Raw genomic sequence first — 14,730 nt, 5'->3', positions numbered from 1 at the left:
CTACTCCCCTTCCTTCTTGTTTACTTTGATTCTTGGATCTAGTATTCCATAGGCGATATCGACGAGAAATAGCATAATGATAAGAAATGAACTGTAAAATACAGTCGTACCCATAATGACGGGAAAGTCACGATGGTTGATGCTTTCCACGAAATACTTTCCCATTCCCGGAATGGCAAAGATTTGTTCAATAACAAAGGATCCGGTCATGATCCCAACGAGTAATGTTCCCATAATCGTAATAACCGGCATGAGTGCATTCCGTAGTGCATGTTTCACGATAATTTTCCAGGGTGCCAATCCTTTGGCTTTTGCCATTTTTATATAATCCTGTGTCAATACCTCTAACATGGTTGATCTCGTAAGTCTTGCGATAATTGCCATCGGACCAGTTGCAAGTGCCAATACTGGAAGAATCATATACATTGGTCCTTGCCAAGTCGCGACAGGGAAAATGTCCCAGTTAACTGCTAGCTGCTGGATTAATAGGGTAGCGAGAATGAAGTTCGGGATAGAGATTCCGAGAACGGCAATCCCCATCACAACATAATCGATAATCCGATTATGCCGGAGGGCCGCCAGTATCCCGATTGCAATTCCGGAAATAAGTGCAACAATAATTGTCACAAGTCCGAGTTCTGCAGAGATAGGAAACCCCCTTCCTAATAAGTCATTTACCGTCTGATTCGGCTGCTTGATGGACGGACCGAATTCTAAGGTGATGATTGATTTTAAATAAAGGACATACTGAATAGGTATAGGCTGATCGAGGTTATAATGTTTTTCCAAGTTTTGCTGGACGATTTCATTCGAGCTGCTTTCACTGTTGAACGGGGAACCTGGAACTGACACCATTAATACAAAGGTTAAAGTAATGATGATCCATAACGTGAATAGCATGATGAGCAATTTCTTTAAAATGTATTTGAACATGGCTCCAACTCCTGTAAAAATGCTAGGCTCTAGTTTTATCTAATACACTATATGCTTGTACTTTCATATAAATGAATGCTTGTTTCAAACGAGCCAGCAATTCCGTTTATCAAGAGCGTTTTTGGGAAAAATATAACTATAGACTTTTAGGAGGGTATAAAAATGTCACATGTACAACATCAAGAATTGATCGCGACACTGCATGAATGTGTGATGGCATGTAACCATTGTTTTGATGCATGCTTAAAGGAAGAAGACGTGAAAATGATGGCGGAGTGCATCCGCTTGGACAGGGAATGCTCGGAAATCTGCGCTTACTTTGAAAAAGCTTTGGCGCGAAACACGCCGTTCGTAGCTAAACTCGCTACCCTATGCGCGCAAGTGTGTGAAGCTTGTGGAAATGAGTGCAAGAAGCATGATCACGAACACTGTCAGAAATGTGCGGAAGCTTGTTTCAAATGTGCAGAAGCTTGTAAAAAGGTTGCATAAGCAAAAAAATACTGGAGGTATAGGCACTAAACCTGTCCTCCAGTTATTTTATCTTTTTAGTTCTTATATATTTAAAATGTTTATTACACCAAAGGATGGCTAACTGTTTCAGGCTGCGAAGGTTGAGCGATTATACTAAGTTTTATTTTTCACCTGTTTTATTAAGCACCAAAAGTTAGGTGGTTCCTCAAACTCAATTGTTTTGAGTTTTTCTGTTATTTTTGTTTTAATTTCTTGCTCTAGATCCTCGCGTTCTTGATAAGTAGTATTCCTTAAAGCTTTCTTTATTTTAAATTCAAAATTATTTATTACGTTTTCTATTTCCTCATTATTAAACATAATAACACTCCTCTTCACTGATTTCTTAATATTTCCTTGAGTCTCTTGAGTGCTTTTCTATGTTGGTTCGAAATGTTTTGAGGACTTGTTTTGAATAGAGATGAGATTTCTTGTAATGAAAGTCCATTCAAATAAATTAACTCTAGTATTTGCAGTTGTTTAGATGTAATTTTTTCTAATGCTGAAATTAAACATTCATTTCCTACTTGATCTTTCAATGTAAAACCATAAATGGAGTCAAAATCTTTATGAGTGGTTGATTCTATGAGGTCTTTTCCAACTATTGAATTACTGCTATCACCATATGAAACAGGATTATCAAGAATTAATAAGGAGTTATTTTTATATCTGTTTATCCTTTTGTCATAATCGATACTATAGAAGTGAATTAAATTACTAGTATATTTAATTACCTTTACTTTTTTGCAATGTTCTTTAAATGCATTGTTAACTTCTTTTTTATTTCTTTCTGTCGGGTTGTCTAAAGCTTTTTGTACGAGCTTGTAATTTGCACCATGAGATAGAAAACTTTCTAATAGGCGTTCATAATACTCTAACATACGGGAATCCTGTGTTTTGCAATCTTCTTTCTTCAAAATAAAACCCCCTTCATATTTTTTCCTATATCTATACAAAGAGATTTATAATTCATATTATAAACCAAAAAGAACGAATGTTCTAGTTTGTTTTTTGAAATTTTTATCACTTTATACAGTAATAGACAATATCGAAAGGAGAAAAGGCATGATGACACCTGCAGATGTACCTGTTTGGGTATCTATAATTGGGAACTTCGGCTTCCCAATTGCAATAACTGTATATTTATTTATGCGATTTGAGCGGAAACTTGGGGATTTAGAAAAGGTTATAACTAATCTATCTGAGACAATTAAAACATTGACTAACAGACAATAATTAACTTTTAAAATGTGGTTTACTTTTTTATAAAATATTCTCTTTCTATTAACAGATGTACATCTAATAAATATTCAAAAAGGAGAGATGTAAACAGGCTCATAGTTTACCTGTATTCATAAGACCGGCACACAGGCTTATTACGTAACAACAGCAACTGGTTCGTATATTGTTCAAGTTGAAAGGTTCGTTGATGGTTTATTTGTAGTGAAAAGGAGTTTTCGAGCATCTGGTCATGACGGTGCTATTAGTCACCTACAACCCAAAACTATTTTTGGATGGGTGTATATAGCAACGAAATTTGAGCGTATAACACACTAAAGGTAGTGAATGATTCTTTTAAATTAAGCCCCCCTAACAATTTCAATATCATAATAGAATTCTTCTTAGAAAACGATAAAACCTATAGTGTAAATGTTAAAAATTCAGAAAGGGAAGATAAAAAATGGCACAACCTAGATTTGTTGTAAATCGTATGGGACGAACAATCAATGTGTATAATTACAGCGGTAATATTGGAGGAAGGATTTTAAATAATGAATGCTATGTAACTCGTGGAGACATAGATGGTACATGGAGCACAGATATTTATTATTATAATGCAGCGGCAGGAGGATGGAAAACTGGGCAAGTTTCATATGAAGACACTTCCGCAAATAATGCGTATAGCATAGCTAACGCAGAGGCAACATCAAGTAGCGGGGCAACATTTTTAATCAGGTCAGGTAGAAGGTGCAGAATTTATCAAGGTACGATATGGATTGATAGTATTTACGGGGCTAACGGTGATCGCATAAATACGAGCGGTCTTTCTTATGCTGGTATGACTTATCCAGACCGACTATCAATAAGGTCATACAGAAAAAATGGTCAATGGTTTGTAAAAAGTAATTTATGGTGTGATACTGACATTTTGTTTGGATACCCTACCGTGCCAACTGTTTATTCATCAAAAATGCCTTGATGAATAATAATATTGATATAAACTGGAAAGAGCGTTTACAAGACGTTCCTTCCGGTTTTATTGATAATTAATAGCTTAATTACTAGTGAAAAGGTTTGACTGACCGTGGAAATTAATTGAGTTATTCTCATGGGGGATTAAGTATAAACAAATTCTAACTTACTATTGTTTAAATAAAAAAGGTAGGCGATTGCCTCCTAATTAAGTTTAACTTGTCGTTGTTTTGATTTATTTTTTTCATCATATTGGTATTTTTTCTTTACCTTTGTCACTTCATTCTATTCGTCAAGACTTTAAAAGTTAGACAACGCCTTTATCATTCTTTGTTTTCTTTCTTCTACTGTTTCTGGATCAGCTGAAAATGTTAATTCTCCAATTTCGGCTATTTCATTTAATTTATTGACCTCTTCTTCATTATTAGATAAGGCTGCGAAATGTTTTGCATAAGCTGCTGAACTTGTTAGCAAATGAAAGTCATAATCATATTTAGAAGCAGCTCCACCTAATGAATCACTCTGTAAGTTGTTTAGAAGATCTTTTATATACTCATTAACATTATAATACTCGGGTGCTGCCAAGATATACTCATTAGTATCTGTGTCTGTTTTAATTATCTCCTTTTTGTTCCTATTTTTAATTGCCAGCTCAAAATGATCCTGCACTATTTTCCCATGCTGTTCTGCAGATACATTACTGTTATTATCATTAAGAAGTACTTCTGTAATAAGAAAATAGACACTAATAAAACAGAAAGACATTCCAAACAGTACTAATATAGGTTTTTTTACAAATTTTAATATTGTTTTCATGTTACCCCCCTCGTATATCTTATTTAAAACTTACCATATTCTAATTTAAAATACAATTTTTTATTTCAAACTTCTATTTGAAGATGTGCAACTGGCAACGGTTATAACTAATCTATCTGAGACAATTAAAACATTGACTAATAGACAATAATTAACTTTTAAAATGCGGTTTACTTTTTTATAAAATATTCTCTTTCAAGAATTAAATAAAATTAACGCTCAGAAAATGATTAAGAATTCTCTGAGCGTTTTAATTACTTATTAAGTTATAGCTTTCTTCCAAGGTTGTCGAAGCATTAAAATACATATCGTGGATACCGTAATAATTAACAGTCTCCTCTCCAGGACCAGCAAAAGGGACATTGAATAGGTGGTTAGAAATATCATATAATATGCGATGAGTGTCCACTATTTTTAGAATATCTCTATGTTCTACCCCTTCTTCACAAAGTTCAATTACCATATTTAAGTCATCAAGCAAGGGCTGGTAATTGACTAGGTGTGTTATACTTTCTAACTTTTCACGAGCATAATAACAATTGCTTACTTCTAAAGCATCCCATTTTGGATCGCTTTTGTTAATTAAATTCTTATATAAGTCATCCGCAACGGTGCCTGTCAACAATAGCGATAAATCTGTGATTGTGTCACTCAATTCGTGTATTCCATCGTTGGATAGATTCTCATACATCTCTTTTCTCAAATCATATCTTTCCTCCAATGTCATAGAGGGTTTCAATTTAAAAGGGTCAATGGATTCGACTAGTTTAACAATGTCGTCTTCCGATAATTCCGGTTGAGTTTCTTTCTGAAATGTTACTTGATTTTGAACAGTATTTATTTCCTCAGTCTCAGATTCGTCATCTGGATGTTCTTGTGACCCCTGTTTTTGTTCAGTGTTAGTTATATCATTAGTTCCTTCGGCTTCAGACTCACCATCTAGACTTTTTTGTGTTTCTTCTTCACAAGCTATTACACCAAATGATAAGACTGTTAAAACAAAAAGCAGAAATAATCTACTTATTTTATTTATTTTCAATCTATCAACTCCTCATTTGAAAATATCCTTGCGGTAAAAAGAATTAAGTATAATTATATTACTTATATACCACTGCTTCAATATTTTTCCCTTTAATAAATTAAAACACACTTTTTTCTTATGAAAATTATCCGAAATAATTCCATACACAGATGAATACGTTACAAATCCAATAGGGGTTGTGAGCAATGATTTAAGTTTTTTATAGATATGGTTTATTTATTTATTTTATTTCCTCTTTCTATTAGAGAGTGTACATCTAATTTAAAACATTAGTGGACACTAAATTTTAACGATAGGAGAGATAATGATGGACGAAATGGTACTACAAACGAAAAAGTGGTTGAATCATAATTATAGTGGTGTTCCAGGCTATAATGATATTACGGAAGATGGTTATACGGGTCAGCAAACCGTACGGGCTTTAATACGTGCATTACAAATAGAATTGGATATCTATCCGACTTCTGATAATTTTGGGCCAGAGACGATGCGAAGGTTTCCGGGTTTACGAAGACAAGAGCCGGGAGCTGAACCGACCAATCTAAACTATATTTTGCAAGGTGGTTTTTGGTGTAAAGGTTATGACCCAGGCGGATTTAGTGGAAACTTTTTCGAAGAAACAGAAGATGGAGTTAAAAGATTTCAACGCGATGTAGGTATTGATCCGAGTGGAGTGGTTGACGGAAAGTTAATGAAGGCCATTTTAAATACAGATGGGTTTGAACTCGCTCGCCCAAACGGTCGAGAAAGAGTTCGTACGGTGCAACAAGTTTTAAATTATAGATACAACAACTATTTCGATTATATTCCTACCAACGGAATCTTTGAGAGACAGACCAATAGGGCCTTAATTTATGCGCTACAGCATGAAATTGGTCTTGGGTCTATTGCAAACGGTAATTATGGGCCGTCTACGATTGCAAATACCCCTACCTTAAGCCCTGATTATGCACCTCAAGCGCTGACAGCTGTTCTGCAGTATGCACTAGTCTGTAATGGAACAGAATATGATACGTACCCGTATGATGGACGGTACACTAGCCTAGTTCAAACCAAAGTATCCAAATTTCAACAATTTATGAGATTGCCGGATACAGGAATTGCAGATATGCCTACAATCAAACAATTACTAACCAGTAATGGTTATACCGGCAGGATAGCCATTGCAGCTGATGCGTCAACCATCCTTGATATGCGAACCGCAGAGGTCCTCCGCGATAATGGATATGGCATTATCGGGCGTTACTTAACAGGTACGGTAGGCGGCGTCCGCTCAAAAGCAATGACACGTCAAGAAATTGTATTTGGCAAGTATAAAATGTATGAAACGGCAGCCCTTTTTGTAAACCACTTGCCAACCTCTAATTTTTCATCATCATAGACTCTTTCATTCGTTTACTTTCACCCCCAAACAGAATGAGGTGGGAGTGGTGGATTAGGCGATCCACTACGGCTTCCGTTAGAATTGGATCGCCAAAGACATGGTTCCACTGTCCGAATTGAAGATTGGTAGTAATGATAATGCTCCGTTTTTCATAACACATAGATATCACTTGAAACAGTAGTTCTGCACCTTGCTTATGCAATGGAATATAGCCTAGCTCATCTAATATTAATAGATCAAGTTTATCTATTCTGTTAAACAGCCTGGTCAACGTACCTTTTTCATTCGCTTCCAACAGCTCATTTGCCAATGAAGCAACGGTATAGAACTTCACTCGCTTGCCATACTTCTGTATGGCATTGATTCCTATGAGCGTAGAGAGGTAGGTTTTACCTGCACCTACTCCACCATAAAAAATCATATTTTCCTTTGCCTCGATAAATTCTCCTTCTAATACCGATTCTTGACTTAACCCCTGACCCAATTGAATATCTGTCCAATCAAAAGGATTGCCAGACACGTTCGGCAGCGTTGCCGTTTTGAATAATAGGTTTATCTTACGCTCCTCACGCTGTTCCACTTCCTTTTCAAAAAGTGTTAATAAGTATTGTTGAGGATCTTCTATGTTCACCGTATGGAAATTCTCACGAATCCAGCTGAGTTTTAATCGCTTTGCGTACTCCTGAATCATTTCATGCATTATGCCTGCCTCCTTTCAGAGGAAAAGAAGACATCATATTTCTTAATCCCTCGCTCAGCGACTGGCATGACTGGGATGCTAGGCTCCATCTCCAACGTATCACGATAACCTCGCCCGTGAATAAGTTGATGGAAAACCTGTTTGATTGATTCGGAAGATGGATGGCTCCTTTTAGAAGCTATCTCCAACGCTTCTGTTGCCTTTTCTAAACTATGTTCTTTCAGTAATGTTGATAATAGTTTGAGAGCTTCTTTCTTCTCCTCAATGGTGCATTCATTCAAATAGCTTCGCCAGCGTTCCGGTAATTGGCCATAGAACGTCGTATATTTCAAAGCTGTTGGCCTTGTGGCCATAAGAGATAGGTAGGGTTGCCATACCATTGATTTTGATGCATTTCCGTAGATTCGGTTATGTCTTACAATTTTTTCGTATCTATCCGAAAGGATAGTAACTTGATCATATGTGATTGCCACCAAGACTTTTTGTTTTGCGTAACGTGGGGAAGTGGAGTATTTTTTTGTATCCACTTGGACAAACCCATATTTATCAGCTTTCAAAGTTTCATAGCGTACACAACTATACTCCTTGGAAAAATGCATGCTTATCTTCTTCGAATAATTTACTGATTTCTTCCTTTTTCTCATAATGTTGACGATGACGATCTTTTTCAGCTTCTCCCCACAACTTGGTATTGAATTCGTCTAATTGAAATACTCTTCGTTCTGGTAAAAAGAAATTATTACGAACATACTTAACCATTGCTTCCACATGACCTTTTTCATTCCCTGAACCTGGATTACAAAATTCATATTCGAAACCGTAGTGTAAGACAAACCTTTCAAATCCCTCTGTCAGTTCACGTCTTCCATGAGGAAGAATCTTTTTCACCGCAGGTGATAAGTTATCAAAACGAACTCTTCTAGGTACACCCCCAAGGTGATGAAAGAATCGTTTCATGCCTTCCAAGAAACAGTCTTGATTCTGGGACTCAAACACCTGAACCAGAAATGCATTACTGTACGGGAAAGATATAACCAGATACGGAAGTTCTATGACTTCTCCCTCTACCTTAAACGGTGCCTCCCCAAAGTCTACCTGGGCATCCCCTGGACTTGCTTCTAACGGAAGAGCTGCCTCATCGTTTGCTTCCATCTCTTCAAGTAATTCTATTTTCCGCTTAGAGACATATGCTCTCACCGTTCGGTCTGAACCTTTAAATCCACACTCTTCCTTTAATAACTCCCAAATACGCTTCGCAGTTCTCCGATATTTCTTTTTCTTCTTCAAATCTTCCCTCAACCACTGATCCACAATCTCTTTCACCGGATCCATAACCGGAGAGGGTTGATGTTTCCTTCCTTTCAATTCAGGTTGGAATTCATCTAGATCCGCATATTTCTGTACGGTTCTTGGGTCTCTATTTGTTCTTCTCGCAACCTCTGCATATGTATGCCCTTTTCCGTTCACTTGTTGTCTGATATAATTAATTTCAGTCACTTCTAACACTCCTAATCTACCTCCTGCCAGAATAATGGGTCCAACAGGAAGTGTAGTTAATTATTGAGTTGTTAGCAAGTGGCTTTTTCTTTTATGCATAGCCCTATAGGACATGCATAAAAGAAGTGCCATAACCTACATTTTTAGTTTGCCATAAACAAAGAAATAGCTGTAATCAATCACTATGGATTGCGGGTATTTCCGATTTACCAAGATGGCGGATGGTATGCGAGCTACTTTAATGCAGCCCAAGGTGAAAAAGACGCAATCATCAATCATCGCAATGAACAAAGCATATGAGCTAGGATTTCCCCCTGGAACAACGATTTATTTCGCTGTTGATTATGATGCTTATGATTTTGAAGTACAGAATAACATTATCCCATATATGGCTTCTATAAGAAGGGTTTTCGATGCTCACCGAGCGACGGGTCGTGATTATAAAGTAGGGGTATACGGCGCCCGGAATACGTGTATCCAGTGCATGACCCATTCCAGCGTTCGTGCAGACCATAGTTTTGTCGCAAACATGTCCACTGGTTTTAGCGGAAACTTAGGATTTCCAATGCCTACAAACTGGTCATTTGGTCAATTTTACGAGACAGATATTTACTCGAATATAAATGGAACGAACGTGTCCCTACGAATCGATAAAAATGACTATTCCGGATTGGATCAAGGAGCGCAATATATTCAGCCGCGCCAACCAATAGATGATCCTGTATACGAAGCACGTCATAAAGCTTGGACAGATATCGGAACACTATTCCCAATCTTGAAAGATTCCGGTTTATTCACTAAAAGCTTTACCTTTAATACATCACATGAAGTGATTCGAACAACTCTTGTTGACGTTGACGTTACTACTTCCGCTACTTATAGCATACCAGGAGATGTAGATTCGGTAGTAATCGAGGTTGAAAATTTCCAACCTAAAGCAACTCTGCGTGAAGCGCTAGGAGAAATGTTTGGAGAATTCAGTTCTGATAGACTGGCAGATTACCAAAAAGCAATAGATAACTTATCAGCAACGATAGGGAATGGGTTTGTGAGTATGACATTCACTCAAAATGCCGACGAATTTATAATAACAGTATCTGCATACAAAGATAAAATTGAAGTGGAAGGTGGAAATGATATTAGTTTAGCAATTACTGTTACCTATACTTTCAAAAATCCATTGGCAATAGACTATAGACCTGTTCTAGTAGCTGCTGGAATTGCAGTAGGGGCTGTAGCATTAGGAGCCCTTGTATACCTTACCATTCCAGCTTTAAGTGGTGCCACGGCTATAGCAACAATCGTTTCGCTCTTAGTAGGTGCATTTAATCCTGATGCTTAGTAAAAAAGTGTAGAGAATTATAATCTCTACACTTTTTTATATTTACTCGAATCTCAAATATCTACTTTCTACTCCACTACTATATTATGCTGATCGAAATAATTGCGAAGTAATTTATTATATTCTTGGGTTTCTCCTTCCGACATATTATCTGGGTTCTTTTTAATAACGATAACATGGATGTCCGATATCATTATTAAATACCTCTCCACATCCTCGCTTACTAATTTTATCTCTTGCCATTCTATTTTATTAGTGGAATTTTTTAACTCCCTATATAATCCACTTTTTGAAATTGTTAACGTACATTCCGCATTAAGTAGAGCTGGATCATTCTTCGCTATTCTTTTAGTTTGATCTACAATTGATTTTTTATAGATATAGTTGTATGAAACATAAAACAAAGCAGCTGATACGATCAGAATTATTATGATATTGACTTTGTATATTAACATATTCAAAATTATCATACCTATAGCAGCGAGGAAACTAAGTATTAATTTATTTCTTTTATGAAACTTTGAGTTGTTGGCGAGAAAGGATTGAGCTGCTACCAAATCGTCCAAATCTATCTTAAATTTGGCAATCAACTAAAGAACCTCCTTAGAATGAATTAATCAAAATGATACTATATAATGCTATCAAATCATATAGGAAAATAGTCTAAAAGTTGTATATATAACCTATTAATTAGTATGATTTGTCCTTTCATAAAATAATAATCTCTTTGTCTTAGTAAATGTCCATCAAATAGTAAAAATAAATAATTAAATTACGGAGGATATATCTATGCCAAAGGTTTACTCAAGAGGTACTTTTAGTCTTTCTCTGCCAACACTTTTTCACAAACCTGACCATTTTGTTGCACAGAGAACAAAAGGTGGAAGTGTAATAGGAGTGATGCTGGAAAATACAAGGGATAGTATAGGCTGGGCTTCAGAAGGTGCTTTTGTCGGTATAAATGGATAATGAGGTTATAAAGAGCACCTGCCAAGTGACATTTATCATAATCAATAATAAAAAGTGAATCAGATTGCTGAGATATTTGATTATCTTGATGACCTTCATATAATGGGCATGAAACGAGCGATCAACTATATCCATATTTATCTTTGTAGGTTCCAAAATCGCATTTAACATCAGTTGATAGTTTTCTTTGCTTTTTAAAAAGCTCTTTATGATTGGGTTTTCTATATTTTCTCGATTTCGATAGAAAAATTCATCTATAATTTTTTTCTTGCCCGTTATGCAATATAAATCACCCCTTCGCTTATTTGAGCTTTTTCCTTATATACTAAAGAGATGCTTCTCTTATATTATAAACTGATAAGAACAAATGCTCTGTAAAAGTGAAAGAATTAGTACTGTTTTATATCAGCTGTTTATCAAGTCAGCTATTTATTCAGACTTATACCAGATTATTAGTAAACTTGTAATCAAACAACGCATACAAGAATCAAGCACCTCCTGTTAAAATAGAAATATCGATTGAAAGAGAGTCAAGGACCGATTATCGTTCTTTTTTAAAATGCGTTGTCACATGCTCGATCCGTTCTCGAAGGAGTTGTGGAGAAATTTACTGGCACAATTATTTATGCCGGCTATTCTGCGTACGATAAAATTCCAGGAGTAAACTTTGCAAATTGTTGGGCACATGTTCGCCGATATTGATTGAAAGCGAACAGTAAAAACGGCAAGATTGATGTGGATTTTTGCGACGAGCTATATCGTTTGGAAAGGGAATTTAAACATTTACCCCCGAGTAAACGAAGAAAAAGACGTCAAAATCGTTCGAAGCCAATCGTGGAAGCATTTCTTAAGTGGGTGGAGGAATCTCCTTTTTACGGAAATAGCGGAATCGGAAAAGCAACTGCATATAAACTAAAATTGGCAGATGGACTTCGTGCATTTCTCAATGATGGACGGATTGAAATGGATAATAATCCAACTGAAAATGCGATTTGTTTGAGCATGGCAGAAGACCGCAAAAGGAAATGGTGTGGATTTTTATCAAAATTTGGTAAAATTACTAACGGAGTTACCAAATCTGGATATCCATCAAACGCCAGAAATATTAAATCAGTACATGCCTTGGTCGAAAACGATCCAAGCAACATGTGCAAAAATATAAAATAACCGTAAATCTGCTTAAAATTATTCAGATTCACGGTTATTTGTCGTTTCTATTTTATTTTCCTTAGTTCAAACTTACGATTATTAATTACACTGCGAAACGATATGGTCAGGTTTACTTTTGTGAGGACTCGACCCCTTTATTAATTATATACGACACCACATGGTGATATAGATAAACAGTAAGGCGAGGTCTGCAAAATCTTTAGTCTCGGTTCGAATCCGGCTATCACCTTAAAAATAATACAAAGAATGGAGAGGAGGCCGAATTACTCCTGAAACGATACCGGTATGGATATCCCTAGTCGGCAATTTGGGATTTCCAATAGCCGTAATCATCTACATGTTCGTTCGATTTGAACGCAAATTGGATAATTTAGAAGCTGTCATTCACCATCTATCCAAGGTCATAAAAGTAACTAATAAAAAATGAGGGAGCGATAACTATTAAAATTGAAGATAAAATGGCTTGTTACAGTGAATTTAGAGAAACCCAAGCATTTTATATATTGATTACGAAGGGATTTTTTAAAAAGTAGTTGTTTTTATACTAACAACAACACTTTATATAACATACAGCATTTGGTTGCAACCGCAGCTGTTGAATTTTATTTTAAAAAGGAGATGAGATGATGGCTAAGGTATATAATTTTACAGCTAGTTTTTCTAATAATATTTGGATTAACGGTGGTAGAAACTTTAACAAACCTTTAAGTGTTATGTTGGGAGTGCAAGGGAAAGCGAATGTCGGTATTGTTCTACAAAAAGCAGTTACTGGTGGTTATGTAGATGCAGGTAGATTAAATACGGGTGATTTTGAAGGTGCAATCAATTTCCCAATTGACCACTTAACGCAGGGTGGGGGAGTTTACAGAATACGATTAGTCAATAATAGATACAATACCCAAGTAAATGTTACAAATGGACAATTATATTACACTTAATTTTGCTAAAATAAATGAATAATACTCATTAGGTGAGATTCAAATTTTTATTCGTAAAAACAAATAAAATGGTTCCGATTATCATTCTCTAGATAATTGGAACCATTTTCCTTTCTACTAATTTATATCCCACCCAGAAAACACCTTAAGATCATAATGTTTTAAGTCTTCATCTGACAAATTACTACGAATGTATTCTTCTACTTTTTCTATATCCTCTTCTTTATATACATCTACATCGATTGTAGCTGATTCCTCCCCAATAATATATCCTTGCACACCATATTTATCAATGACAGTCGACATTACATCATCTGCAGTTTTTTCTTTTGCCAAATTTTGAAATGAAAACGCACCCAGAAACAATGCAGCACCAATCAACACTATTGCTACAATTTTCCTCACTTTTTCACCCCCAGCGCTCTTTAAATTACTATTTATCATAATCATACATTCATTTATATACACCATCATGTACATTGTAAACTTACTTCATGCTCAATGCAAATGTTTAATAAACATCGACAATGTCTATTTTTTTAACAGTATAATCTATAAAAGGAATAAAAAAAGATTGCTGCGCCACGACTAATTGAAAATTAATCGTGGATATGTTAATCAGAATAAAAACACGATCTTTGTTTTTATTACCACGCGTAGGCTTTTCAAAGAGGGTTTCAAACTTTGAAAAGCCTTACAGATTTAGTTTTAACAGTTTTCTTCCCCTATTACAACTCGGATTAAGTCTTCCCACTCCTAAATAATTTCTTCATTATCGTACATAATATTAACTTTTTCCTCGGCTTCAACTTGTTTTTTTGCTGTAACAGTAACAGACGTAACGAGAATTTCTTTGATAACAACCCCAAAGGATTCCGTCTCACTTTCCTCGGGTGATTCTTCAGGTACAGATTCATTTTGTTTTTTAGTTCATCAAGGCTTTTTCCATAATCAAGTTCAATCTGTCCGACGTTCTTCTTCCTTTGGCTTTACGGTTAATTCGCCAATTTCACCAATAAGAATTTAACTTCTTTTACTGTATCTTGAAGGTATGCATGTTCAAGAAAGTCAAATCCGTCACTGTCATCCCAGATGTTGACGAGTCTTGATTTCTCCTTATGTAGGGAGAGGTCAAATTTTCCCATGATTGCTTGGATTACTCGTATACTTTCTAGCGCTTGCGGTTTTGTCCTACACAAGATGACAAAGTCATCCGCATAACGTATAAGAGAGCCTAGA

The 14,730-nt window shown here is 35.8% G+C and carries 18 protein-coding genes, 1 tRNA gene and 2 pseudogenes; 11 read left to right on the top strand and 10 right to left on the bottom strand.

Features of this window, described 5'->3' with window-relative positions; all coding sequences use genetic code 11:
* On the bottom strand, positions 1–933 hold the full coding sequence (locus GN217_RS13555) for an ABC transporter permease (RefSeq protein WP_156857195.1): 933 nt from the start codon (positions 931–933) through the stop codon (positions 1–3).
* Positions 934–1,095: 162 nt separating this feature from the next.
* Between GN217_RS13555 and GN217_RS13550 the strand changes: the two genes are divergently transcribed.
* Complete coding sequence (locus tag GN217_RS13550; protein ID WP_156857194.1) at positions 1,096–1,422, top strand: four-helix bundle copper-binding protein; 327 nt, start codon at positions 1,096–1,098, stop codon at positions 1,420–1,422.
* A 135-nt stretch (positions 1,423–1,557) separates the two neighbouring features.
* On the opposite strand, the gene GN217_RS13545 is transcribed toward GN217_RS13550, so the two are convergent.
* Both GN217_RS13545 and GN217_RS13540 read right to left on the bottom strand, forming a co-directional pair.
* On the bottom strand, positions 1,558–1,761 hold the full coding sequence (locus GN217_RS13545) for a hypothetical protein (protein WP_156857193.1): 204 nt from the start codon (positions 1,759–1,761) through the stop codon (positions 1,558–1,560).
* A gap of 14 nt (positions 1,762–1,775) precedes the next feature.
* Entirely contained in the window at positions 1,776–2,357 is a 582-nt protein-coding gene (locus tag GN217_RS13540; protein WP_156857192.1) for an RNA polymerase sigma factor, read from the bottom strand.
* Positions 2,358–2,451: 94 nt separating this feature from the next.
* On the opposite strand from GN217_RS13540, the gene GN217_RS13535 reads away from it, so the two are divergent.
* Both GN217_RS13535 and GN217_RS13530 read left to right on the top strand, forming a co-directional pair.
* Positions 2,452–2,676 carry a YvrJ family protein gene (locus GN217_RS13535; RefSeq protein WP_370459785.1) on the top strand — a complete coding sequence of 75 codons (225 nt, stop codon included), beginning with the start codon at positions 2,452–2,454 and terminating at the stop codon, positions 2,674–2,676.
* Positions 2,677–3,121: 445 nt separating this feature from the next.
* The gene (locus tag GN217_RS13530) at positions 3,122–3,640 is read left to right on the top strand and encodes a hypothetical protein (RefSeq protein ID WP_156857191.1); all 519 of its coding nucleotides are present in this window, start codon (positions 3,122–3,124) and stop codon (positions 3,638–3,640) included.
* A 293-nt stretch (positions 3,641–3,933) separates the two neighbouring features.
* On the opposite strand, the gene GN217_RS13525 is transcribed toward GN217_RS13530, so the two are convergent.
* Together GN217_RS13525 and GN217_RS13520 are read right to left on the bottom strand one after the other, a co-directional pair.
* On the bottom strand, positions 3,934–4,449 hold the full coding sequence (locus GN217_RS13525) for a hypothetical protein (RefSeq protein ID WP_156857190.1): 516 nt from the start codon (positions 4,447–4,449) through the stop codon (positions 3,934–3,936).
* Positions 4,450–4,699: 250 nt separating this feature from the next.
* On the bottom strand, positions 4,700–5,488 hold the full coding sequence (locus tag GN217_RS13520) for a hypothetical protein (protein ID WP_156857189.1): 789 nt from the start codon (positions 5,486–5,488) through the stop codon (positions 4,700–4,702).
* A gap of 310 nt (positions 5,489–5,798) precedes the next feature.
* Between GN217_RS13520 and GN217_RS13515 the strand changes: the two genes are divergently transcribed.
* Positions 5,799–6,872 carry a peptidoglycan-binding protein gene (locus GN217_RS13515; RefSeq protein ID WP_198042665.1) on the top strand — a complete coding sequence of 358 codons (1,074 nt, stop codon included), beginning with the start codon at positions 5,799–5,801 and terminating at the stop codon, positions 6,870–6,872.
* On the opposite strand, the gene istB is transcribed toward GN217_RS13515, so the two are convergent.
* The gene (gene istB / locus GN217_RS13510; RefSeq protein ID WP_156857187.1) at positions 6,853–7,575 is read right to left on the bottom strand and encodes an IS21-like element helper ATPase IstB; all 723 of its coding nucleotides are present in this window, start codon (positions 7,573–7,575) and stop codon (positions 6,853–6,855) included. The genes GN217_RS13515 and istB overlap by 20 nt on opposite strands.
* Positions 7,575–9,081, bottom strand: a pseudogene (gene istA / locus GN217_RS13505) (IS21 family transposase). The gene istB and the pseudogene istA overlap by 1 nt, the downstream one beginning before the upstream one ends.
* A gap of 144 nt (positions 9,082–9,225) precedes the next feature.
* Here istA and GN217_RS19430 point away from each other — a divergent pair.
* Positions 9,226–9,372, top strand: a complete 147-nt coding sequence (locus tag GN217_RS19430; protein ID WP_370459792.1) for a glycoside hydrolase domain-containing protein — start codon at positions 9,226–9,228, stop codon at positions 9,370–9,372.
* Positions 9,356–10,414, top strand: coding sequence for a glycoside hydrolase domain-containing protein (locus GN217_RS13500; protein ID WP_198042663.1), 1,059 nt, complete (start codon positions 9,356–9,358; stop codon positions 10,412–10,414). The genes GN217_RS19430 and GN217_RS13500 overlap by 17 nt, the downstream gene beginning before the upstream one ends.
* A 68-nt stretch (positions 10,415–10,482) precedes the next feature.
* Here the strand turns inward: GN217_RS13500 and GN217_RS13495 are convergent, their stop codons facing one another.
* Positions 10,483–11,004, bottom strand: coding sequence for a hypothetical protein (locus GN217_RS13495; RefSeq protein ID WP_156857185.1), 522 nt, complete (start codon positions 11,002–11,004; stop codon positions 10,483–10,485).
* Positions 11,005–11,203: 199 nt separating this feature from the next.
* Here GN217_RS13495 and GN217_RS13490 point away from each other — a divergent pair, with 199 nt between their 5' ends.
* The 5 genes and pseudogenes from GN217_RS13490 to GN217_RS13470 all read left to right on the top strand — a co-directional run bounded on the left by GN217_RS13490 (position 11,204) and on the right by GN217_RS13470 (position 13,491).
* Positions 11,204–11,383 carry a hypothetical protein gene (locus tag GN217_RS13490; RefSeq protein ID WP_156857184.1) on the top strand — a complete coding sequence of 60 codons (180 nt, stop codon included), beginning with the start codon at positions 11,204–11,206 and terminating at the stop codon, positions 11,381–11,383.
* A gap of 513 nt (positions 11,384–11,896) precedes the next feature.
* Positions 11,897–12,545: pseudogene (locus tag GN217_RS13485) on the top strand (IS66 family transposase); the annotation flags it as partial.
* Positions 12,546–12,712: 167 nt separating this feature from the next.
* A tRNA-Cys gene (locus GN217_RS13480) sits at positions 12,713–12,782 on the top strand.
* A gap of 78 nt (positions 12,783–12,860) precedes the next feature.
* Positions 12,861–12,980, top strand: coding sequence for a YvrJ family protein (locus GN217_RS13475; RefSeq protein ID WP_370459784.1), 120 nt, complete (start codon positions 12,861–12,863; stop codon positions 12,978–12,980).
* Positions 12,981–13,179: 199 nt separating this feature from the next.
* A complete protein-coding gene (locus GN217_RS13470) occupies positions 13,180–13,491 on the top strand; it encodes a hypothetical protein (protein WP_156857183.1) in 312 nt (103 codons plus the stop codon).
* Positions 13,492–13,608: 117 nt separating this feature from the next.
* On the opposite strand, the gene GN217_RS13465 is transcribed toward GN217_RS13470, so the two are convergent.
* Both GN217_RS13465 and GN217_RS19035 read right to left on the bottom strand, forming a co-directional pair.
* Positions 13,609–13,896, bottom strand: coding sequence for a YolC/YozM family protein (locus GN217_RS13465; protein ID WP_156857182.1), 288 nt, complete (start codon positions 13,894–13,896; stop codon positions 13,609–13,611).
* A 590-nt stretch (positions 13,897–14,486) separates the two neighbouring features.
* A complete protein-coding gene (locus GN217_RS19035; RefSeq protein WP_255454403.1) occupies positions 14,487–14,717 on the bottom strand; it encodes a reverse transcriptase domain-containing protein in 231 nt (76 codons plus the stop codon).
* Positions 14,718–14,730 lie beyond the last annotated feature (13 nt).

Origin of the sequence: Oceanobacillus sp. AG (assembly GCF_009746545.1) — a bacterium.
GTDB lineage: Bacteria > Bacillota > Bacilli > Bacillales > Amphibacillaceae > Oceanobacillus > Oceanobacillus indicireducens.
The sequence above is the reverse complement of the archived record's forward strand: the minus strand, read 5'-3'. Positions and strand labels throughout refer to the sequence as shown.